Source organism: Arsenicicoccus dermatophilus, assembly GCF_022568795.1.
Classification (GTDB): Bacteria; Actinomycetota; Actinomycetes; order Actinomycetales; family Dermatophilaceae; genus Arsenicicoccus; species Arsenicicoccus dermatophilus.
In genome coordinates this window covers 1835445-1855979 of sequence record NZ_JAKZHU010000001.1, presented here as the reverse complement: position 1 = coordinate 1855979, position 20535 = coordinate 1835445, and the positions used below count along the sequence as shown (strand labels likewise).

Annotated in this window: 16 protein-coding genes and 1 pseudogene; 12 read left to right on the top strand and 5 right to left on the bottom strand. The window is 70.9% G+C overall.

Going from position 1 to position 20535, the window contains the following annotated elements; genetic code table 11:
• Positions 1–2 precede the first annotated feature (2 nt).
• Positions 3–539, top strand: coding sequence for an NUDIX hydrolase (locus tag MM438_RS08635; protein WP_241452065.1), 537 nt, complete (start codon positions 3–5; stop codon positions 537–539).
• Between the two features lie 204 nt (positions 540–743).
• Here MM438_RS08635 and MM438_RS08630 read toward each other — a convergent pair whose 3' ends face one another.
• From MM438_RS08630 to MM438_RS08620, 3 genes are all read right to left on the bottom strand, one after another.
• Positions 744–1850 carry a calcium:cation antiporter gene (locus MM438_RS08630; protein WP_420914031.1) on the bottom strand — a complete coding sequence of 369 codons (1107 nt, stop codon included), beginning with the start codon at positions 1848–1850 and terminating at the stop codon, positions 744–746.
• Between the two features lie 151 nt (positions 1851–2001).
• Positions 2002–3702, bottom strand: a complete 1701-nt coding sequence (locus MM438_RS08625) for a formate--tetrahydrofolate ligase (protein WP_241452064.1) — start codon at positions 3700–3702, stop codon at positions 2002–2004.
• Positions 3703–3793: 91 nt separating this feature from the next.
• Positions 3794–4630, bottom strand: a complete 837-nt coding sequence (locus MM438_RS08620; protein WP_241452063.1) for a class I SAM-dependent methyltransferase — start codon at positions 4628–4630, stop codon at positions 3794–3796.
• 146 nt (positions 4631–4776) lie between these two features.
• Here MM438_RS08620 and rpsA point away from each other — a divergent pair, with 146 nt between their 5' ends.
• From rpsA to MM438_RS08570, 10 genes and pseudogenes are all read left to right on the top strand, one after another.
• The gene (rpsA, locus tag MM438_RS08615) at positions 4777–6255 is read left to right on the top strand and encodes a 30S ribosomal protein S1 (protein ID WP_241452062.1); all 1479 of its coding nucleotides are present in this window, start codon (positions 4777–4779) and stop codon (positions 6253–6255) included.
• A gap of 229 nt (positions 6256–6484) precedes the next feature.
• Positions 6485–7420 (top strand): carbohydrate ABC transporter permease, encoded by a 936-nt coding sequence (locus tag MM438_RS08610; RefSeq protein WP_241452061.1) that lies wholly within the window; start codon positions 6485–6487, stop codon positions 7418–7420.
• Positions 7420–8346, top strand: a complete 927-nt coding sequence (locus MM438_RS08605; RefSeq protein WP_338155532.1) for a carbohydrate ABC transporter permease — start codon at positions 7420–7422, stop codon at positions 8344–8346. Before MM438_RS08610 ends, MM438_RS08605 begins: the two co-directional genes overlap by 1 nt.
• A gap of 88 nt (positions 8347–8434) precedes the next feature.
• A complete protein-coding gene (locus MM438_RS08600; RefSeq protein WP_241452060.1) occupies positions 8435–9736 on the top strand; it encodes an ABC transporter substrate-binding protein in 1302 nt (433 codons plus the stop codon).
• Between the two features lie 107 nt (positions 9737–9843).
• Positions 9844–10947, top strand: a complete 1104-nt coding sequence (locus MM438_RS08595; RefSeq protein WP_241452059.1) for an ABC transporter ATP-binding protein — start codon at positions 9844–9846, stop codon at positions 10945–10947.
• Positions 10948–10954: 7 nt separating this feature from the next.
• Positions 10955–11881, top strand: coding sequence for a glycerophosphodiester phosphodiesterase family protein (locus tag MM438_RS08590; RefSeq protein ID WP_241452058.1), 927 nt, complete (start codon positions 10955–10957; stop codon positions 11879–11881).
• Between the two features lie 38 nt (positions 11882–11919).
• Positions 11920–12927, top strand: a complete 1008-nt coding sequence (locus MM438_RS08585) for an asparaginase (protein WP_241452057.1) — start codon at positions 11920–11922, stop codon at positions 12925–12927.
• A 24-nt stretch (positions 12928–12951) separates the two neighbouring features.
• Positions 12952–14145: a dephospho-CoA kinase gene (gene coaE, locus MM438_RS08580; protein WP_241452056.1), complete on the top strand. Its 1194-nt coding sequence runs from the start codon at positions 12952–12954 to the stop codon at positions 14143–14145.
• A gap of 53 nt (positions 14146–14198) precedes the next feature.
• Positions 14199–16307, top strand: a complete 2109-nt coding sequence (gene uvrB / locus MM438_RS08575; protein ID WP_277627945.1) for an excinuclease ABC subunit UvrB — start codon at positions 14199–14201, stop codon at positions 16305–16307.
• 244 nt (positions 16308–16551) lie between these two features.
• A pseudogene (locus MM438_RS08570) lies at positions 16552–17540 on the top strand (TerC family protein).
• A 15-nt stretch (positions 17541–17555) separates the two neighbouring features.
• Here the strand turns inward: MM438_RS08570 and MM438_RS08565 are convergent.
• A complete protein-coding gene (locus MM438_RS08565) occupies positions 17556–18428 on the bottom strand; it encodes an EamA family transporter (RefSeq protein WP_241452055.1) in 873 nt (290 codons plus the stop codon).
• Positions 18429–18447: 19 nt separating this feature from the next.
• Between MM438_RS08565 and MM438_RS08560 the strand changes: the two genes are divergently transcribed.
• Positions 18448–19275, top strand: coding sequence for a serine hydrolase (locus MM438_RS08560; protein ID WP_241452054.1), 828 nt, complete (start codon positions 18448–18450; stop codon positions 19273–19275).
• A gap of 44 nt (positions 19276–19319) precedes the next feature.
• On the opposite strand, the gene MM438_RS08555 is transcribed toward MM438_RS08560, so the two are convergent.
• Positions 19320–20516 carry a glycine C-acetyltransferase gene (locus MM438_RS08555; RefSeq protein ID WP_241452053.1) on the bottom strand — a complete coding sequence of 399 codons (1197 nt, stop codon included), beginning with the start codon at positions 20514–20516 and terminating at the stop codon, positions 19320–19322.
• Positions 20517–20535: the final 19 nt, after the last annotated feature.

Below are 20535 nucleotides of genomic sequence, written 5' to 3'. Positions count from 1 at the left end.
CGGTGACCGGTCGCGTCGATCCCCTTCTCACCCGTCGTCCCGAGGCCATGCGCGGGGTCGAGGAGCCGCTCCTGCCCGGCCTCGCCGACCTGGCCGAGCCCGCTCCCGAGCCCGCGCCCCTGCCCGAGGAACCGCCCGGTCCTCGCCCGCTCCTCGAGCTGTCACCGCCCTCGGCGCGGGCCAACCGGGTGTGCGCCTGCGTGGTCCGGGACGGACGTCTGCTGGTGGTGGAGCGCCGAGGCGGGGGATGGACCCTGCCCGGCGGCGGGGTGCAGCGCGGCGAGAGCCGGATGCGTGCCGCCGCCCGGGAGACCTACGAGGAGGCGGGCGCCGTCGTCGAGGTCGGTTCCCGCGGGGTGACCGTCACCGGCACCACCGGCACCCGCTCGTCGTGCTTCCCGGCGATCCTCACCCGGCAGCTCGACAGTCCTGAGGGCCGCGCCGTCCAGTGGGTCGACCCGGCCGCCGAGCCGTGGTGCGACGACCCGCAGGTGGAGCAGCTGCGGGAGCGGGGGCTGCTGCCGACCCTGCTCTTCTGAGCCGCGCCGCCGGCGCCCGTGGCCCCGCCCTCCGCCTGGCCTGGCCGGGGCTGGGGCGCCCGGTTCGGCCAGGTCGGGCCCTGGCCAGGACCCCGTGGCTGGCGAGGGCCCGACCGGGCCTCGACGGGGCTCCGGACGCCTCGCGGTACTGGTCGATCCCCTGGAAGACCCGACGGACGCCGAGTGCCCAGGACCGACGGGAGATCAGGGATTGGCAGCGAGGAAGACGTAGGCCGCGAGCAGCGCCAGGTGCACGCCGCCCTGCAGGCGGGTGGCCCGCCCAGGCACCACGGTGAGGACGGCGACGACCGCCGTGACGGCCAGCAGCGCCAGGTGCAGAGCCCCGAGGCCGAGGTGCAGCGGCCCGCCGGTCCAGATGGTGACCAGGGCGATGGCCGGGATCGTCAGGCCGATGCTCGCCATGGCCGACCCGAGGGCCAGATTGAGGGCGATCTGGGTGCGTCCACGGCGCGCGGCGTTGGCGGCCGCCAAGGTCTCCGGGGCCAGGACGAGCAGAGCGATCACCACGCCGGAGAACGACGCCGGGAGCCCGGCGGAGCGGATCCCGGTCTCGAGCGCGGGGGACTCGACCTTGGCCAGGCCGACGACGGCGACCAGGGCCGCGAGCAGCAGCCCCAGCGAGGTCCAGGCCGCTCGCGTCGACGGCGGTGCCGCATGCTCCTCCTCCTGCGCCTCGCCGTCGTCGTCGACCGGCAGGAAGAAGTCGCGGTGGCCCCGGGTCTGGGTGGCCACGAAGAGCAGGTAGAGCACCAGCGACGTGATGGCGGCGAAGGCCAGCTGTGGTCCGGTGAACTCCGGGCCGGGGGTGCTGGTGAAGGTAGGCACCACCAGCGAGAGCACGGCGAGGGTGAGGACCGTGGCCAGGGCCGCCCCGGTGCCCTCCGGGTGGAAGTTCGCGATGCCGTGCCGCACCGAGGCGGTGAGGAGGGAGAGCCCCAGGATGCCGTTGGTGCAGATCATCACGGCGGCGAAGACGGTGTCGCGGGCCAGGGTGCTGGTGCCCTTGCCTCCGGACGCCATCAGGGTGACGATCAGGGCCACCTCGATCACGGTCACCGCGACGGCGAGGACGAGCGAGCCGAAGGGCTCCCCGACCCGGTGGGCCACCACCTCGGCATGGTGCACGGCCGCGAGCACGGCGGCGCCGAGCAGGACCGCCACGATCGCCACCAGGACCGGGGTCGGCTCCCGCCCCCAGACGGCGGCCAGCGCGAGCAGGCCGAGCGGGGTGTGCCGGTGGTCCAGGAGAGTCTGCAGGAGCGGGGGGCGGCCATGGGCCCAGGCTCGCACATCCGGCCGGACCCCGGAGTGCTGCGGCGGGACGCGAGGTGGGTGCTCGGCCGACGCTGCGGGTGAGCACCGGGACAGGCCGCGCGCCCGTCCGCGGGGATCCGCGGACGGGCGCGCCGTCATACCTCTCGGGCCCAGACCCGGTGACCGGTCAGAACAGGCCGACCGTGTCGCCGTTCTCGTCGATGTCGATCCGCATGGCCGCGGGCGACTTGGACAGGCCGGGCATCGTCATCATGGAGCCGCAGATGGCATAGACGTAGCCGGCGCCGGCCGCGAGGCGCACCTCGCGCACCGGGAGGGTCCAACCCGTCGGCGCACCCTTGAGAGCGGCGTCGTGGGACAGCGACATCTGGGTCTTGGCGATGAGCACCGGCAGGTGGCCGTAGCCCTGGTCGGTGTACATCGCCAGCGCCTTGGCGGCCGCAGGCTCGAGCTTGATGTCGGCGGCGCCGTAGACCTTGGTGGCGATCTTGCGGATCTTGTCCTGCAGCGAGTCCTCGAACTCGTAGGTCGGGGTGAAGTTCACCTCGTCCTCGCAGGCCTCGATCAGCGTCCTGGCGAGCTCGACGGCGCCCTCGCCGCCGTCCTTGACGTGCGTCGAGACGGCGCACCGGGCGCCCATCTCCTCGGCGACCTCACGGATGACGTCGTGCTCGGAGGCGTGGTCGGTGGGGAAGGCGTTGATCGCCACGACCGGCTGCACGCCGAAGTCCCGGATGATCGAGATGTGCTTGCGCAGGTTGTCGCACCCGGCGCGTACGTCGTCCGGGGACTCCACGAGCATGCCCTCGGGCAGCGGCTTGCCTGCCTTGACCTCGTAGCGACCCGAGTGGGACTTCAGCGCCCGCACGGTGACGACCAGGACGGCCGCCTGCGGGGTCAGACCCGCCGCGCGGCACTTGACGTTGAAGAAGCGCTCGGCGCCCATGTCGGCGGCGAAGCCCGCCTCGGTCAGCAGGATGTCGCCCGCCTTGATGCCCACGCGGTCCGCGATGATCGAGGAGTTGCCCGTGGCGATGTTGCCGAAGGGGCCGGTGTGGATGAACGCCGGCGTGTGCTCCAGGGTCTGCATGAGGTTGGGCTTGAGCGCGTCCTTGAGGAGCACGCACATCGCGCCCGCGGCGCCGATCTGCTCGGCGGTGACGGGCTGCTTGTCCTTGGTGAAGCCGACCACGATGCGGCCGAGCCGCTCGCGCAGGTCCTTGAGCGAGGTGGCGAGGGCCAGGATGACCATGACCTCGGACGCGGCGGTGATGTCGAAGCCGGTCTGCCGCGTGACGCCGTCGGTCTTGGCGCCGCAGCCCTCGATGATGTTGCGCAGCGAGCGGTCGTTCATGTCCATCACACGACGCCACTGGATGTCGTCCAGACCCAGCTCGTTGCCGAAGTGCAGGTGGTTGGCCACCATGGCGGCGAGCAGGTTGTGCGCGGCGGTGACCGCGTGGAAGTCACCGGTGAGATGCAGGTTGAGCATCTCCATCGGGACGATCTGGCTGTAGCCGCCACCGGCGGCGCCACCCTTGACGCCGAAGACCGGGCCGAGGGAGGGCTGGCGCAGCGCGAGCACGGGCTTGCGGCCGATCTTGGCCAGGCCCTGGGCCAGACCGACGGCGGTCGTGGTCTTGCCCTCGCCGAGCGGGGTGGGGGTGATGGCGGTGACCACGACGTACTTTGCGTCGGGGCGGTCCTTCATCTCCTCGATGACGTCCAGCTCCACCTTGGCCACGTGCGGGCCGTAGGGAATCAGGTGCTTGGCGTCGATGCCGACCATCGCGGCGACGTCGGGGATCGGGGCGAGATCGGCGGCGCGCGCGATCTCGATGTCAGAGGGGAACGGCTTGGTGTCCACGTGGCGAGTATGCCGGACCGTGTCCCTCCGTCCGAGCCCGGGGCCAGGTGGGCCGGCCAGCAGGGCTGCGCCGGGCCTGCCGCGCCGGGCGTCAGCGCGTCGGTCGCTCGCAGACGAAGATCGCCGTCCCGGGCAGCAGGCGACCACGCAGGGGGCTCCACCCACCCCACGTCTGGTCGTGCCCCTCGGGCCACTCCGGCTCGACGAGGTCCACCAGGGTGAGGCCTGCGGCGACGATCTCGCGCACCCGGTCGCCGAGGGTGCGGTGGTGCTCGACGTAGAGCGCCTGCCCGGCCTCGTCCTCCTCCACGTAGGGGGAGCGGTCGAAGTAGGAGCTGGCGGCGGTGAGCCCGGCCTCGCCGGGCACGTCCGGGAAGGCCCACCGGATCGGGTGGGTGGTGGAGAAGACGAACCGCCCGCCCGGCCGCAGCACCCGGGCCGCCTCCCGCACCACGGCCGCGGAGTCCGCGACGAAGGGCACGGCGCCGTAAGCCGTCATGACCAGGTCGAAGCAGGTGTCCGCGAAGGGGAGCAGTGCCGCGTCGCACGCGGCGAGGGGGAGTGCCGTCGCCGGTGTCCGGCGCCCGTCGATCCTGCGGGCCTGCGCCAGCATCCCGGTGGACAGGTCGGTGGAGACGACGACGGCGCCCTGGTCCTGCAGCCAGCGGCCGCCCTGGCCGGCGCCGCCCCCGATCTCGAGCACCCGCAGCCCGGGGAGCGCCTCCGCGGGCCCGAGCAGGCGGGCGTCGACCTCGCGCAGGCGCTCGGGCCCCCAGACCAGGTCGGCGTCGCCGAGGAAGTCGCCGTGCTCGGCGTAGTAGTCGGTCGCCTCGGCGTCCCACCATCCCCGGTTGGCCCGGGCCGACTCGTCCTGGTCGCTGCCGCGTCGGGACACCCCCGCGAAGCTGCCACGCTCCGGTGCCGTCATACCGTCTCCTGACCCTGACCTGCTTTGACCGGCCCGTGACCGGACCGTTAGGGTAGACAGGCTTGCACGTGGGTGAACCGTGCCCGACGCGCAGGCGAGCACCATACCCACCTATTCACCCTGTCCATCATCGGAGTTCCTACTACATGACTGCCAGCCCGGTCGAAAAGACCGCTCCCCAGGTCGCGATCAACGACATCGGATCTGAGGAGGACTTCCTCGCCGCGATCGACGAGACCATCAAGTACTTCAACGACGGAGACATCGTCGAGGGTGTCATCGTCAAGGTCGACCGGGACGAGGTCCTGCTCGACATCGGTTACAAGACCGAGGGTGTCATCCCGAGCCGCGAGCTCTCGATCAAGCACGACGTCGACCCGTCCGAGGTCGTTACCGTGGGCGACGAGGTCGAGGCCCTTGTCCTTCAGAAGGAGGACAAGGAGGGGCGTCTGATCCTGTCCAAGAAGCGTGCGCAGTACGAGCGCGCCTGGGGGACGGTCGAGAAGGTCAAGGAGGAGGACGGCGTCGTCACCGGCACCGTCATCGAGGTCGTCAAGGGCGGCCTCATCCTCGACATCGGTCTGCGCGGATTCCTGCCCGCCTCCCTGGTCGAGATGCGTCGCGTCCGCGATCTCCAGCCGTACGTCGGCAAGGAGATCGAGGCCAAGATCATCGAGCTCGACAAGAACCGCAACAACGTGGTCCTGTCGCGCCGCGCCTGGCTGGAGCAGACTCAGTCCGAGGTCCGCACCACCTTCCTCAAGGAGCTCGGCAAGGGCCAGGTCCGGTCCGGTGTCGTGTCGTCGATCGTCAACTTCGGTGCTTTCGTCGACCTCGGTGGCGTCGACGGTCTGGTCCACGTCTCCGAGCTGTCCTGGAAGCACATCGACCACCCCTCCGAGGTCGTCGAGGTGGGCCAGGAGGTCACCGTCGAGGTGCTCGACGTGGACATGGACCGCGAGCGTGTCTCCCTGTCGCTGAAGGCGACGCAGGAGGACCCGTGGCAGCACTTCGCCCGCACCCACGCCATCGGCCAGGTCGTGCCGGGCAAGGTCACCAAGCTCGTTCCCTTCGGTGCGTTCGTCCGCGTCGAGGAGGGCATCGAGGGTCTGGTCCACATCTCCGAGCTGGCCGAGCGTCACGTGGAGCTCCCGGAGCAGGTCGTCAACGTGGGCGACGACATCTTCGTCCGCGTCATCGACATCGACCTGGAGCGTCGCCGCATCTCGCTGTCGCTCAAGCAGGCCAACGACCCCTCGGTCGTGTCCGACGAGTTCGACCCCACGCAGTACGGCATGGCGGCCGAGTACGACGAGGCCGGCAACTACAAGTACCCCGAGGGCTTCGACCCGGAGACCAACGAGTGGCTCGAGGGTTACGACAAGCAGCGCGAGGCCTGGGAGAAGCAGTACGCCGAGGCCCACGCCCTGTGGGAGGCCCACAAGACGCAGGTCGAGGAGGCCCAGAAGGCCGACGCCGAGGCGGCCGCCTCGGGCGACGTCGCCCCGACCACCTACTCCTCCGGGGGTGCCTCGGAGAGCGTCTCCTCGTCCACCGGTGAGGGCACCCTTGCCTCCGACGAGGCTCTGGCCGCGCTTCGCGAGAAGCTGACCGGCGCCAACTGAGCCCACCCCGCGGAGGGGATGATCCGGCGGGCTGAGAGCCCGCCCGGCCCACTGCGCGAGGCCCCGTCCACCAGCTGGTGGACGGGGCCTCGCGCGTTGGCGTGCCGGAGCCAGGTCGCGCCGTGCCGGGGATGACCCGACCAAGGTTCATGCCGACCCATGCGGGGTACGCCGCACATATCCATGGGGTTCACACGCCGTTCACCGGAGGCCGCGAAGGTCGGACCTCGTGCCCGCATCCCCCACCTCCCGCCCCGCCGAGCAGCGTCGCCCGGCCTCGCGACGCCCGGCAGCGCTCGACGGCCGCGAGGGTCTCCTCGCCGCCGCGCTGCTCCTGCCCAACCTGCTCCTGCTGGTGATCTTCACCTGGCGTCCCCTGATCGACAACATCAGGTTGTCGTTCACGGACTGGAACATCTCCTCGCCCATCGCCCATGGCGTGGGTCTGGCCAACTACCGCGAGTGGTTCGGTCGGGAGGACACCCGGACCATCGTGGGCAACACCCTGATCTTCACCGTCTCCACGGTCGTCGGCTCGCTGCTCATCGGCCTCGCGCTGGCCCTGCTCCTCGACCAGCAGCTCAAGGGACGCAACCTGGTGCGCTCGCTGGTCTTCGCGCCGTACGTGATCTCCGGGGCGGCGATCGGGGTGGCCTTCCAGTTCGTCTTCGACCCGACCTTCGGCCTGGTCCGCGACCTGCTGGCCCGGATCGGGGTGTCCTCGCCGAACTTCTACCAGGACGCCCCGTGGGCGTTGTTCATGGTCACGGTGACCTACATCTGGAAGAACATCGGCTACACCTTCGTGATCTACCTCGCTGCGCTCCAGGGCCGGCGCTCGGACCTGGACGAGGCCTCGGAGATCGACGGCGCCTCCCGCTGGACCCACCTGACCAAGGTGGTCCTGCCGCAGCTGCGCCCCACGACCTTCTTCCTGTCGATCACGGTGCTCCTCAACAGCGTCCAGGTCTTCGACATCATCAACGTGATGACCCGCGGGGGTCCGGTGGGCACCGGCACCACCACCCTGGTCTTCCAGGTCTACCAGGAGACCTTCGTCAACCAGCGCGCGGGCTACGGCGCCACCGTCGCCACGATCATGTTTCTCGTGCTGCTGCTCGTGACCATCGTGCAGGTCCGCGTCATGGACAAGGAGCACGTCTGATGCCTGCCACCACCAGCGACCACGCCGTCGGCACGCCCGACCTGGCCACCGACCGGCCCGCCCGCACACCACGGCGGCCCCGCCAGGCGGCGGGGGTCAACACCTCGAGCACGGGCATGAAGGCCCTGGGCTACCTCGGCATGCTGCTGGTGTTCCTGGTCATCGGGGTCCCGCTGTTCTGGATCGTCATCACGTCCCTGAAGGAGCGCGGCGACATCTACACCCGGCCGGCGATCTACTGGCCGAGCCCCGTGACGGGGGAGAGCTATCACGCCGCCGTGACCGAGATCCCCTTCGCGGACTACCTGCGCAACTCGCTGATCATCACGGCCGCGGTGTCCGTCGCCAAGATCGTCCTGGGGGTCCTGAGCGCCTATGCCCTGTCGCTGCTGCGCTTCCGCGGCCGCAACCTGGTCTTCCTCTTCGTGGTCGCGGCCCTGATGGTGCCCAACCAGATCACCGTCATCTCCAACTACGCCCTGGTCAGCCAGCTCGGCTGGCGCAACACCTACCTGGGCATCATCGTCCCCCTGGCAGGGGTGGCTTTCGGGACCTTCCTCATGCGCAACCACTTCCTGTCGTTGCCGACCGAGATCATCGAGGCCGCCCGCATGGACGGCGCCGGCCCGATGAAGCTGTTGTGGCGCGTCGTGCTCCCGCTGTCCTGGCCCACCCTCGTGGCCTTCTCGCTGATCACCGTGGTCAACGAGTGGAACGAGTACCTCTGGCCCTTCCTCATGTCCGACGACGAGCACACGGCACCGCTGCCGGTGGGGCTCACCTTCCTGCAGAACAACGAGGGACTCAACAACTGGGGGCCGGTGATGGCGGGCACCGTCCTCGCGGTCCTGCCCGTGCTGGTGCTCTTCCTGTTCCTGCAGCGGCACATGATCAAGGGCCTCACCTCCGGGGCGGTCAAGGGCTGACCCCTCCCACTACCGCTGGACCTCCCTTCCCTTCCCCCATCGTCGACGAGCACCCAGCAGCGCCGACCCATCCCCCAAGGAGCTACTCATGACGACCTTCCCCCGCCGGGGCTTCCTCGGCCTGACCACCGCCGTGACGGCGGCCGTCGCCCTCGCCGGCTGCGCGGGCACCGGCAGCTCCTCCGCGGGCAGCGCCGGTGGCACCACCACCATCGATTTCTGGAGCAACCACCCCGGCAAGTCCAAGGACACCGAGAAGAAGCTCATCGAGCAGTTCGAGAAGGCCAACCCGGGGATCAAGGTCAAGCTGACCGACGCCGGCAAGAGCTACGAAGAGGTGGCGCAGAAGTTCAACGCCGCCCTCGCCGGCGGCAACCTGCCGGACGCGGTCGTCGTCTCCGACGTCACGTGGTTCACCTTCGCGCTCAGCAAGCAGCTGGCGCCGATCGACGACCTCGTCAAGGAGGCCGGCCTGACCACCACGGACTACGTCGAGTCGCTGTACACCGACTACACGCTCATGGGCAAGCACTACGCGCTGCCGTACTCCCGATCGACCCCGCTCTTCTACTACAACAAGGACCTGTGGGCGAAGGCCGGCCTGCCCGACCGCGGCCCCAAGACCTGGGACGAGTTCGCCGCCTGGGCCGCCAAGCTGCAGCCCGTGATCGGGTCCGACAAGGTCGCCATCGACCTGGCCGACGGCTCGAACTATCTCGACTGGTACTTCCAGTCCATGGCGTGGGGCTACGGCGGCGGCTACTCCAAGGAGTGGACCCCCACCTTTACCGACCCGGGCACCATCAAGGCCGGGGAGTACCTCAAGATGCTCTTCGCCAAGAAGTACGCCCGCGCCTCCGCCGACCCGGCCACGAGCTTCGCCTCCGGCATGTCCGCCGCGCTGGTCGAGTCCACCGGCTCGCTCAAGGGCATCACGAAGGACGCCAAGTTCACCCTCGGCACGGCCTTCCTCCCCGCCCCCGACGGCATCAAGGCCTGCCCGACCGGCGGCGCCGGCATCGGCATCCCGGCCGGCATCTCCGCCGAGCGCAAGAAGGCCGCGGCGAAGTTCGTGGAGTTCATGACCAACGCGCAGAGCACGGTCACCTTCACCCAGGCCACGGGCTACATGCCCGTCCGCACCTCCGCCATGGACGTCCCCGAGGAGAAGGCCTACCTCCAGGGCAACCCCAACGCCAAGACCGCGGTGGAGCAGCTGCCGCACACCCGCTCCCAGGACAACGCCCGCGTCGGCGTCCCCGGTGGCGGCAAGCGCATCGGCACCGCTCTGGACCAGATCGCCCAGGGCGGCGACGTGAAGTCGATCTTCGAGGGCCTCCAGAAGGAGACCCAGTCCGTGATCGACGCCCAGGTCAAGTCCAAGCTGTGACCCCCGTGCGGCGCGCGGGCACCGTCCCGCGCGCCGCGACCGACCGGGACCGGCGGGTCCGCCCGCCGGTCCCGTCCCGCACCCCCCTTCACCTGCAGGAGAACCCCGTGGCCACCGTGGCTTTCGACGGCGCGAGCCGGATCTACGACGTCGGCGTCCGACCGGCCGTCGACGCACTGACCTTCGACATCGCCGACGGCGAGTTCCTCGTCCTCGTCGGTCCCTCCGGCTGCGGCAAGTCCACCTCGCTGCGCATGCTGGCCGGTCTGGAGCCGGTGGACGAGGGACGGGTCCTGATCGACGGCGCCGACATGACCGGGGTCCGCGCCCGCGACCGCGACGTCGCGATGGTGTTCCAGAGCTACGCCCTGTATCCCAACATGACGGTGGCCGACAACATGGGCTTCGCCCTGCGCAACGCCGGCGTCTCCAAGGCCGTGACCGCCGAGCGCGTCGCGGAGGCCGCCCGGATCCTGCAGCTCGAGGAGCTGCTCGACCGCAAGCCCGCCAAGCTGTCCGGCGGTCAGCGCCAGCGCGTCGCCATGGGCCGTGCGATCGTCCGCCGCCCCAAGGTCTTCTGCATGGACGAGCCGCTGTCCAACCTCGACGCCAAGCTGCGCGTGTCCACCCGCTCCCAGATCGCCTCGCTGCAGCGCCGGCTCGGGGTCACCACGGTCTACGTCACCCACGACCAGGTCGAGGCCATGACCATGGGCGACCGGGTCGCCGTCCTCAAGGACGGCATCCTGCAGCAGGTGGCGTCCCCCGAGGACCTGTACGAACGGCCCGTCAACACCTTCGTCGCGAGCTTCATCGGGTCGCCCGCGATCACCCTCCTCGACGCCCCGGTCCGCGAGGGAGTGGCCGACCTGCACGGCGTCCCCGTGCCCCTGCCGCGCCAGACCGCCGCCGGGATCACCGGCGGCCGGGTCACCGTCGGGATGCGTCCCGAGGGCTGGCGTCTCGCCGGCGAGGACCGCACCCACGCCCTCCCCGTCGCGGTCGAGCTCGTCGAGGCCCTGGGCAGCGAGTCCTTCGTCTACGGCCGCCCCCAGACCGGGCCCGGTGCGGACGAGGAGGCACCGCGGGTCGCCATACGGCTGGAGCGCGGGGTCCGGGCGCAGCCCGGTGAGGTCCTCCACGTCACGGCCCAGCCGGGGGAGGCGTACTTCTTCGACGCCGAGACCGGCCTGGCCCTCGGGGAGCGTTGACCCGGCCATGAGCGACCGCGACTGGCAGCCGCTCGCCCGGGGCCCCTGGGACTCGCCGGGCCTGGACGTCCAGGGGCACCGCGGCGCACGCGGGCTCATGGTCGAGAGCGTCGTCGAGGGCTTCCTGCTGGCCGGGTCCCTGGGCTGCCGGTCGGTGGAGCTCGACGTCCTGCTCACCGCGGACGGCGTGCCCGTCGTGTGGCACGACCCGGTACTCCTCGCCGACAAGGTGTCCGGCTCCGCCGAGCTCGTCGGCCGTCGGGTCGACGAGCTCGAGCTTGAGGAGCTGCAGGGCATCGACGTGGGCTCGCGCACCCTGGTGTGTTTCCCGGACCAGGAGGCCGTCCCGGGTTCCCGGATCAGCACCCTGGAGGACCTGCTGCTGACCGTCGGCGGGGCCTATCCGCGGCTGTGGTTCACGGTCGAGGTCAAGGTCGACGCCCGCGACGAGCGGATGACGGCCCGCCGCGAGGAGCTGGTCCGCGCGACGATCCTGGCGATCCGGCGGGCGGGGGTGGCGGAGCACGCCATCATCCACTCCTTCGACTGGGCCGTGCTGGACCTCGCCCGGCAGCTCGACCCGGAGCTGACCCGGTCGGCCCTGCTCGTGCAGGGCGAGACGTGCGTGCCCGGGAGCCCGTGGACGGGCCAGGTCGACCCCGCGAGGTATGGCGAGGACGTGGTGTCGGCGGCCCGCGAGGCCGGCGCGCACATGCTGGCACCCCACTACGCCAGGGCGGAGGACCCGACCCCGGACGCCGAGCTCTACCTCACCCGGGGGCTGGTCCAGGCCGCCCACGCCCAGGGCCTGGCCGTGGTGCCGTGGACCGTCAACCATCCCGAGCACCTGCGGGCCGTGGTCGCTGCCGGCGTGGACGGTGTGGTCACCGACTACCCGGACCGCGCCCTCGGGCTCGACCGGGCCGTCGGATAGCGTTCCCGCACCACAACCCGGTCCGTCAGGAGGTCGTCGTGCCCGCGCTGCCCGTCGTCGCCATCGGTGCCCTCGGGGGCACCATCGCCATGCGTCCCGCGGCGCCGGGGGAGCCCGTGGCACCCGGGCTGACCGCGGACGACCTCGTGGCCGCCGTCCCGCGGCTGGAGGAGATCGCCCGGATCCGCACCCACACGATCTGCAACGTGGGGTCGCCGTCGATCACCTTCGACCACCTGCTGGCGGCGCTGGAGTGGGCGGACGAGCAGGTCCGGGCGGGCGCGGCCGGGGTGGTGCTGACCCACGGCACCGACACCATGGAGGAGTCGGTCTACTTCCTGGACCTGCTGTGGCGCCACGAGGCACCCCTGGTCCTGACCGGGGCGATGCGGTCCGCGCAGGAGCCGGGCGCCGACGGACCGGCCAACATCGTGGCGGCCGCCATCGTCGCCGCGTCGCCCGGTGCCCGGGGGCTGGGCGCGCTCGTCGTCATGGACGACGAGGTGCACCTCGGAGACCGGGTGACCAAGACCCACGCGACCGCCCTGGCGCCGTTCGACAGCCCGTACGGCGCGCCCGTGGGGCGGGTGGAGGAGGGGCGGCTGCTCCTGGACTACCTCCCGGCCGAGACCCGGCCGCCGGCCCTCCCGACACCGGAGCGCCGAGACGTGCGGGTGGCCCTGCTGGAGGCCTTCGTCGACGACGACGGCCGGATGCTGCAGCTGGCCCTGGAGGACGGCTACGACGCCGTGGTGGTCGCGGGCGCCGGCTCGGGCCACGTCTCCCAGGAGGCCGCCGACGTGGTGGAGCGGGCGGCCCGTCGGATCCCCGTGGTGGTGGGCACCCGCAGCGGCGGCGGGCGGACGACCACGCGGCTCTACGGCTACCCCGGCTCGGAGTCCGACCTGATCCGCCGGGGCGCGGTCATGGCCGGCAGCCTCAACCCGCTCAAGGCCAGGCTGCTGCTGTGGGTGCTCCTCGCCACCGGGGCCGATCGGCAGGAGATCGCCGAGGCCTTCCTGGTCCGGGGGCGTCAGGCGCGCTGAGCGACCTGGGGGTAGCCTCAGGCCATGTTGCGCATCGGTCTGACTGGAGGCATCGGCTCGGGCAAGTCCACCGTGTCGCGGCGGCTCACCGAGCTGGGCGCCGCGGTGGTCGACGCGGACCTGGTCGCCCGCGAGGTGGTCGCGCCGGGCAGTCCCGGGCTGCAGGCGGTGGCGGACCGCTTCGGTGCGGCGGTGGTGCGTGCGGACGGCACCCTGGACCGGGCCGCGCTGGGGGCCGTGGTCTTCGACGACGAGCGGGCCCGCCGGGACCTCGAGGCGATCACCCACCCCCTGATCGCGGCGCGCACCGAGGCGCTGATGGGGCAGGCGGGTCCTGACGCGATCGTGGTGCACGACGTGCCGCTCCTGGTCGAGAAGCACCTCGGTCCGGCATACCACCTGGTCCTGGTGGTGGACACCCCCGCCGAGACCAGGGTGGGGCGCCTCGTCGAGCAGCGGGGGATGACCGTGGGCGAGGCCCGGGCCCGGATGGCGCACCAGGCCACGGACGAGCAGCGGCGGGTAGCCGCGGACGTGCTCCTGGACAACTCCGGCTCCACGCAGGAGCTGACCGACCAGGTGGACCGGCTGTGGCGGGACCGGATCCAGCCTTACGCCGATAACCTGCGCACGCGCACCCGGGCTCGCCGCGCCGACGTGCCGACCCTCGTGGACTACGACGACACCTGGCCGGAGCAGGCCCAGCGGCTGATCGAGCGGATCAGCCACGGGATGGGTGCGCTGGCGCCGGAGATCGAGCACATCGGCTCCACGGCGGTGCCCGGTCTGGCCGGCAAGGACGTCGTGGACCTGCAGATCGGCGTGGCCGACCTGCGCGACGCGGACGCGCCGGAGTTCCTGGAGCGGATGGAGGCCCTGGGCTTCCCTCGGTCGACGGGCAACACGATGGACCAGGTCAAGGACGAGGTGCCGGACCCCTCGATGTGGGTGAAGCGGTTCCACGGGACCTGTGATCCTGGCCGCATCGTCCACGTGCACGTCCGGGAGACCGAGGGCGCGGGCTGGCAGTACGCCCTGCTCTACCGCGACTGGTTGCGCGGCGACGCGACGGCGCGGGAGGACTACCTCGCCGAGAAGCGCCGCCTCGCGGGCTCGTGCGAGACCACCGACGCCTATGCCGTGGCCAAGGAGCCGTGGTTCAACGCCGTGTGGCCGCGCATGCAGGCCTGGGCCCAGCGCACCTCCTGGCACTCCTGAGTCCCGTCCTGCGCCGGCAGGGGTATGTCGGTGGTCGGTCCTAGGCTGGGTCCATGCGACCGACCACCGACATCCAGCGCCGGGTGGCACCCTTCGACGTGGTGTCCGAGTTCTCCCCGAGCGGGGACCAGCCCACGGCGATCGCCGAGCTGGCGCGGCGCATCGAGGCGGGCGAGCAGGACATCGTGCTGCTGGGCGCCACGGGCACCGGCAAGTCGGCGACCACGGCCTGGCTGATCGAGCAGGTGCAGCGCCCGACCCTGCTGATGGCGCCCAACAAGACGCTGGCGGCGCAGCTGGCGAGCGAGTTCCGGGACCTGCTGCCCAACAACGCGGTCGAGTACTTCGTGAGCTACTACGACTACTACCAGCCCGAGGCCTACATCGCGCAGACGGACACCTACATCGAGAAGGACTCGTCCATCAACGAGGAGGTCGAGCGGCTGCGGCACAGCGCGACGAACTCGCTGCTGACGCGGCGGGACACCGTGGTGGTCGCGTCGGTGTCCTGCATCTACGGCCTGGGCACCCCGCAGGAGTACGTCGACCGCATGGTGCGGCTCAAGGTCGGGCAGGAGATCGAGCGCGACGAGCTGCTGCGCCGGTTCGTCACGATGCAGTACACGCGCAACGACCTGGCCTTCACCCGCGGCACCTTCCGGGTGCGCGGCGACACGGTCGAGATCATCCCGCAGTACGAAGAGCTCGCCATCCGCATCGAGTTCTTCGGTGACGAGATCGAGCGGATCTACACCCTGCACCCGCTGACCGGCGAGGTCGTGCGCGAGGAGCAGGAGATGTACGTCTTCCCGGCCACGCACTACGTGGCCGGCGAGGAGCGGATGGAGCGGGCCATCACCGGGATCGAGCGCGAGCTGGAGGAGCAGCTGCGGACCTTCGAGCAGCAGGGCAAGCTGCTGGAAGCCCAGCGCCTGCGCATGCGCACCACCTACGATATCGAGATGATGCGTCAGGTCGGCACCTGCTCCGGCATCGAGAACTACTCGATGCACATCGACGGTCGCGCCCCGGGGACGGCGCCCAACACGCTGCTGGACTACTTCCCCGAGGACTTCCTCCTGGTCATCGACGAGTCCCACGTGACGGTCCCGCAGATCGGCGCGATGTACGAAGGTGACATGTCGCGCAAGCGGCAGCTCGTCGACCACGGCTTCCGGCTGCCGAGCGCCATGGACAACCGCCCGCTCAAGTGGGAGGAGTTCCTCGAGCGCATCGGCCAGACGGTCTACCTGTCCGCCACGCCGGGGGCGTACGAGCTCGCCAAGTCCGACGGCGTGGTGGAGCAGATCATCCGCCCGACCGGTCTGATCGACCCCGAGATCGTGCTCAAGCCCACCAAGGGGCAGATCGACGACCTGCTCCACGAGATCCGCGAGCGCACCGCGAAGGACGAGCGCGTCCTGGTCACCACGCTGACCAAGAAGATGGCGGAGGACCTCACCGACTACCTCCTCGACAAGGGCGTGCGGGTGCGTTACCTGCACTCCGAGGTCGACACCCTCCGCCGCGTGGAGCTCCTGCGCGAGCTGCGGATGGGGGAGTACGACGTGCTCGTCGGCATCAACCTGCTGCGCGAGGGCCTCGACCTGCCCGAGGTGTCGCTGGTGAGCATCCTGGACGCCGACAAGGAGGGTTTCCTGCGGTCGACGCGGTCGCTGATCCAGACCATCGGACGTGCGGCGCGCCATGTGTCCGGCCAGGTCCACATGTATGCCGACACGATCACCCCCTCGATGCAGGAGGCGATCGAGGAGACCAACCGCCGCCGGGAGCGGCAGGTCGCCTACAACACCGAGCGGGGGATCGACCCGCAGCCGCTGCGCAAGCGCATCGCCGACATCACCGACCTGATCGCCAAGGAGGAGGCGGACACCGAGGCCCTGCTGGGCAGCGCTCGTGGTCAGTCGCGGGGCAAGGCCAAGGGGCGGGGCGCAGCTGCGGCGGCCGGCGCCGACAAGGGCGCACTGCTCGACCAGGCTCGGTCGATGCCGGCCGCCGAGCTGGCCGAGCTCATCCAGGAGGTCACCCAGCAGATGCACCAGGCCGCGACCGAGCTCCACTTCGAGCTGGCGGCCCGGCTGCGCGACGAGCTCGGTGACCTCAAGAAGGAGCTGCGGCAGATGACGGAGGCCACTCGCTGACGGGGTCCGCGGCGGTCGTGACGGCGGGACCTCAGGGGCCTGAACCGGGTGCCTGTGTGGGACACTGGGCCTCATCACGGAGGGGAGTATCCCCACGCGGTGGCCTCGTCATCACGGAGGGCCGACCTGGTCGGCGCTCCCGGGGCGCCGGTCCGCCTCGGGCGGGAGAGACCTCCAGCACGCGCGGAGCCCGGCCCCGGCGCGAGCTCCGGTCTCTTCCCGCACCGCGAAAGGTCCCCCTGCCGTGAACGTTCCGCTGTGGGTCTGGGTTGCCTCCCTGGCCGTCACCATCGCCTTCCTGCTCGCCGACGTCGTCCACATGGTGCGCTCCCCGCACACCCCCACGATGCGGGAGTGCACCCGTCACCTGGCCTTCTTCGTCGGCGCGGCGGTGCTCTTCGGTCTGGGCGTGTGGTTCTTCGCCGGCCCGACCTACGGCCTGCAGTTCTTCGCCGGCTGGCTGACGGAGTACTCGCTGTCCGTCGACAACCTGTTCGTCTTCCTCATCATCATGGCGAAGTTCTCGGTGCCCGAGAAGCTCCAGCAGACGGCGCTGATGGTGGGCATCATGATCGCCCTCGTGCTCCGCGGGATCTTCATCGCCGTCGGCGCGGGCCTGATCAACCAGTTCTCGTGGGTGTTCTACCTCTTCGGCGCCTTCCTGATCTACACGGCCGTCAAGCTGGCGCTGGAGGGGGAGAGCGACGACGACGAGTACGAGGACAATGCCTTCACCCGTTGGGTGGCATCGCGGTTCCCGGCCACCCAGGAGTGGCATGGGCCGGCGATGTTCGCCCAGGTCGACGGCAAGAAGGTCATCACGCCGATGTTCCTCGTGATCCTGGCGCTGGGCACCACGGACCTGTTGTTCGCCCTGGACTCGATCCCGGCGATCTTCGGGCTCACCAAGGAGCCCTTCCTGGTGCTGATGGCCAACATCTTCGCGCTGATGGGTCTGCGCCAGCTGTACTTCCTCATCGGCGGCCTGCTCAAGAAGCTCGTCTACCTCGGCATCGGCCTGTCGATCCTGCTCGCCTTCATCGGCGTCAAGCTCATCCTGCACGCGATGCACGAGAACACGCTGCCCTTCGTCAACGGCGGTCACCACATCGGGTGGGCGCCGGAGATCCCGATCACGGTGTCGCTGGGCGTGATCGTGGGCATCCTGGGGTCACCACGGTGGCGAGCCTGTGGAAGTCCCGCCGGGACGAGCGCCTCGGCCTCGACGGCTGAGGATCGCGGCGGGGGTCAGGTCGGCGCCCCCGGTTCCGGTGCTGACCGCCCGCTCATGACGACCACGCTGGCGGCGACGACCAGCGCCATACCGGAGATCTGCAGCCGGTCGAGTCGCTGCCCCAGGACGAGCAGTCCGGCGGTCGCGGCCGCGGCCGGCTCCAGCGACAGGAGCACCCCGAAGACGCGGGCGTCCAGGTCGCGGAGCGCGAGCAGCTCGAGGGAGTAGGGGATCACGCTGGACAGCAGAGCGATCCCGAGGGCGGCGCCCCATCGTCCGGGCGTCAGCGCGGCGGGATCGGCCTGGGCCAGGCCGAGGGGTAGGACGAGCGTGGCGGCGACCAGCATCGCCAGGGTGAGACCGTCCACGGCGGGGAAGTTCCTGCCGACCTGCCGGCTGCACAGGATGTACGCCGCCCAGCAGGCCCCCGCCGCGAGCGCCAGGCCGATGCCCAGGTGGTCCAGCTCGGCCCAGGGGGCTGTCACCGCGCCCGAGACGAGGACGACGCCGACGAGCGCGGCGACGACGGACAGGGCGTCGACCAGCCGTCGCGACAGTGCGCCGGCGAGGGCCAGCGGGCCCAGGAACTCGATGGTGACGGCGACGCCGATCGGCAGTCGCGCCAGGCAGGCGTAGAACGTGGAGTTCATCAGCGCCAGCGCGACGCCGAAGGCCACGACGGCCAGCCATCCCGCACGGTCGTGGCCGCGCACCTGGGGCCGCGTGCCCAGCAGGAGGACGGCGGCGCCGAGGCCGAGCCGTAGAGCGACGGTGGGAAGCGCGCCGAGGACGGGGACCAGGGTGGCGGCCAGAGCCCCGCCGAGCTGGACCGAGACGATGGAAGTTACGACGAGTAGTAGTGGTGTTGCACGGCGTTGCAGTCCCATGGCGGTCATACTGCCTCACATGACCATGGACCCCACCCGTCAGCTCGAGCGGGACCTCAAGGACATCGTGCGTCACGCGCCGGGGCGGTTGTCGATCCAGGTGGTCGGTCCGCAGGGGATCCTCGCGGGGTGGGATGCCGACCGTCAGGTGCCGGCCGCCAGCCTGATCAAGGTCCTGGTGCTCCTGGCGACGCTGCACGAGGTGGACCGGGGCCGCCTGAGCCTGGACCAGCAGCTGCAGGTGCCCGCGCGGCGGGTCGGTGGCGCCGGGGCGCTCAGCCTGCTCCCCACGATCACCGAGCTGAGCGTCATCGAGCTGCTGCGGCTCATGATCACCCTGTCCGACAACGACGCGGCCAACCTGCTGCTCCAGCTCCTCGGCCACGAGCGGGTCACCCGCTGCGCCACCGATCTCGGGCTGACGCAGACGGTCGTGCAGCGCGACCTCATGGACCCCGCGGCCGCGGAGTCCGGCCGGGACAACCTCACCACCGCCGCGGACCAGGCAGGCCTGCTCGCGGTCCTGCGCAGCGGCCACGCCGTGGGGGAGTCCTCGACCCGGCTCGCGCTGGCGCTGCTGGGTGAGCAGCAGCATGCGTACGGCGTCACGGCTCTGCTCCCGGACCAGGTCGTCCGGGGCTCCAAGCCGGCCGACCTGCCGGGGCTGCGTCACGACGTCGCGCTGATCGAGGCGCACGGGTCCTGGCGCTGCGTGGCGGTGACGGCGACGGACATGTACGACCGCCGCCACGAGCAGGACTACTCGGTGAGCGTGCTGCCCGCTCTCGCCGCGGTGGGCGAGGCCGTGCTGAGCACGCTCGTGCCGCCGCCCCCGCCAGAGGAGTGAGCCTGCGTGGCGCGGGCGGCGGTACGAGCCAGCCGAGGTCTCGGTCAGGCGCCGGTGACCTGCTCCCGCGCGGCGACGAAGGCGTCCACGCAGGCGCGGACGTCGTCCTCGGAGTGCGCAGCCGACATCTGGACCCGGATCCGGGCCCGGCCCTGCGGGACCACGGGGTAGCTGAACGGGATGACGTAGACCCCCCGCTCGAGCATGGCGTCGGCGATCTGCCCGGCCTGGCGGGCGCCGTCCTCGCCGGGGAACATCACGGGGATGATGGCGTGCTCGCCCGGGAGCAGCTCGAAGCCGGCCTCGGTCATCAGGCGCCGGAAGAGCTCGGCGTTGCGGCGCAGCACCTGGCGGGGCTCGGCGGAGTCGCGGGCGATCTCCAGGGCCTTCAGGGAACCGGCGACCACCGAGGGGGCGACCGCGTTGCTGAACAGGTAGGGGCGGGACCGCTGGCGGAGCAGGTCGACGATCTCCTGGTGGGCGCTGATGTAGCCGCCGGAGGCGCCACCCAGTGCCTTGCCGAGGGTGCCCGAGATGATGTCGACCCGGTCCATGACCCCGAAGTGCTCGGGCGTGCCGCGACCGCCGTCGCCGACGAAGCCCACCGCGTGGGAGTCGTCGACCATGACCATGGCGCCGAACTCCTCCGCCAGGTCACAGATCTCGCGCAGGGGAGCGAGGTAGCCGTCCATCGAGAAGACGCCGTCGGTGACCACGACGACCCGCTTGGCGCCCGCCTCTCGGGCGGCCTCGAGCTGGGCCCGCAGGTCGGCCATGTCCGCGTTCTTGTAGCGGTACCGCTTGGCCTTGGACAGCCGGATCCCGTCGATGAGCGAGGCGTGGTTGAGCTCGTCGCTGATGATGGCGTCGTCGGTGCCGAAGAGCACCTCGAAGACCCCGCCGTTGGCATCGAAGCAGGAGGAGTACAGGATCGTGTCGTCGGTGTCCAGGAAGTCCGACAGGGCCTTCTCGAGCTGCTTGTGGGTGGTCTGGGTGCCGCAGATGAACCGCACCGAGGCCATGCCGAAGCCCCACTCGCGCAGCGCCGCGGCCGCGGCCTCCTCGACCTCGGGGCGGTCCGCGAGGCCGAGGTAGTTGTTGGCGCAGAAGTTCAGCGCGTCGGCGGTGGCGGTGGTGACGTGCGCGGACTGGGGGCTGGTGAGCTGGCGCTCGGCCTTCCACAGCCCGGCGTCCTTGATCTCCTGCAGCGTGGTGGTCAGCTCGTCCTTGATGGCGTACATGCGGATCTCCTTGGGTGGC

Coding starts and splice junctions, on each gene's coding strand:
- MM438_RS08620 (WP_241452063.1), bottom strand. CDS start 4,630: ATGACGGCACCGGAGCGTGGCAGCTTCGCGGGGGTGTCCCGACGCGGC.
- rpsA (WP_241452062.1), top strand. CDS start 4,777: ATGACTGCCAGCCCGGTCGAAAAGACCGCTCCCCAGGTCGCGATCAAC.
- MM438_RS08605 (WP_338155532.1), top strand. CDS start 7,420: ATGCCTGCCACCACCAGCGACCACGCCGTCGGCACGCCCGACCTGGCC.
- MM438_RS08600 (WP_241452060.1), top strand. CDS start 8,435: ATGACGACCTTCCCCCGCCGGGGCTTCCTCGGCCTGACCACCGCCGTG.
- MM438_RS08590 (WP_241452058.1), top strand. CDS start 10,955: ATGAGCGACCGCGACTGGCAGCCGCTCGCCCGGGGCCCCTGGGACTCG.
- coaE (WP_241452056.1), top strand. CDS start 12,952: ATGTTGCGCATCGGTCTGACTGGAGGCATCGGCTCGGGCAAGTCCACC.
- uvrB (WP_277627945.1), top strand. CDS start 14,199: ATGCGACCGACCACCGACATCCAGCGCCGGGTGGCACCCTTCGACGTG.
- MM438_RS08565 (WP_241452055.1), bottom strand. CDS start 18,428: ATGGGACTGCAACGCCGTGCAACACCACTACTACTCGTCGTAACTTCC.
- MM438_RS08560 (WP_241452054.1), top strand. CDS start 18,448: ATGACCATGGACCCCACCCGTCAGCTCGAGCGGGACCTCAAGGACATC.
- MM438_RS08555 (WP_241452053.1), bottom strand. CDS start 20,516: ATGTACGCCATCAAGGACGAGCTGACCACCACGCTGCAGGAGATCAAG.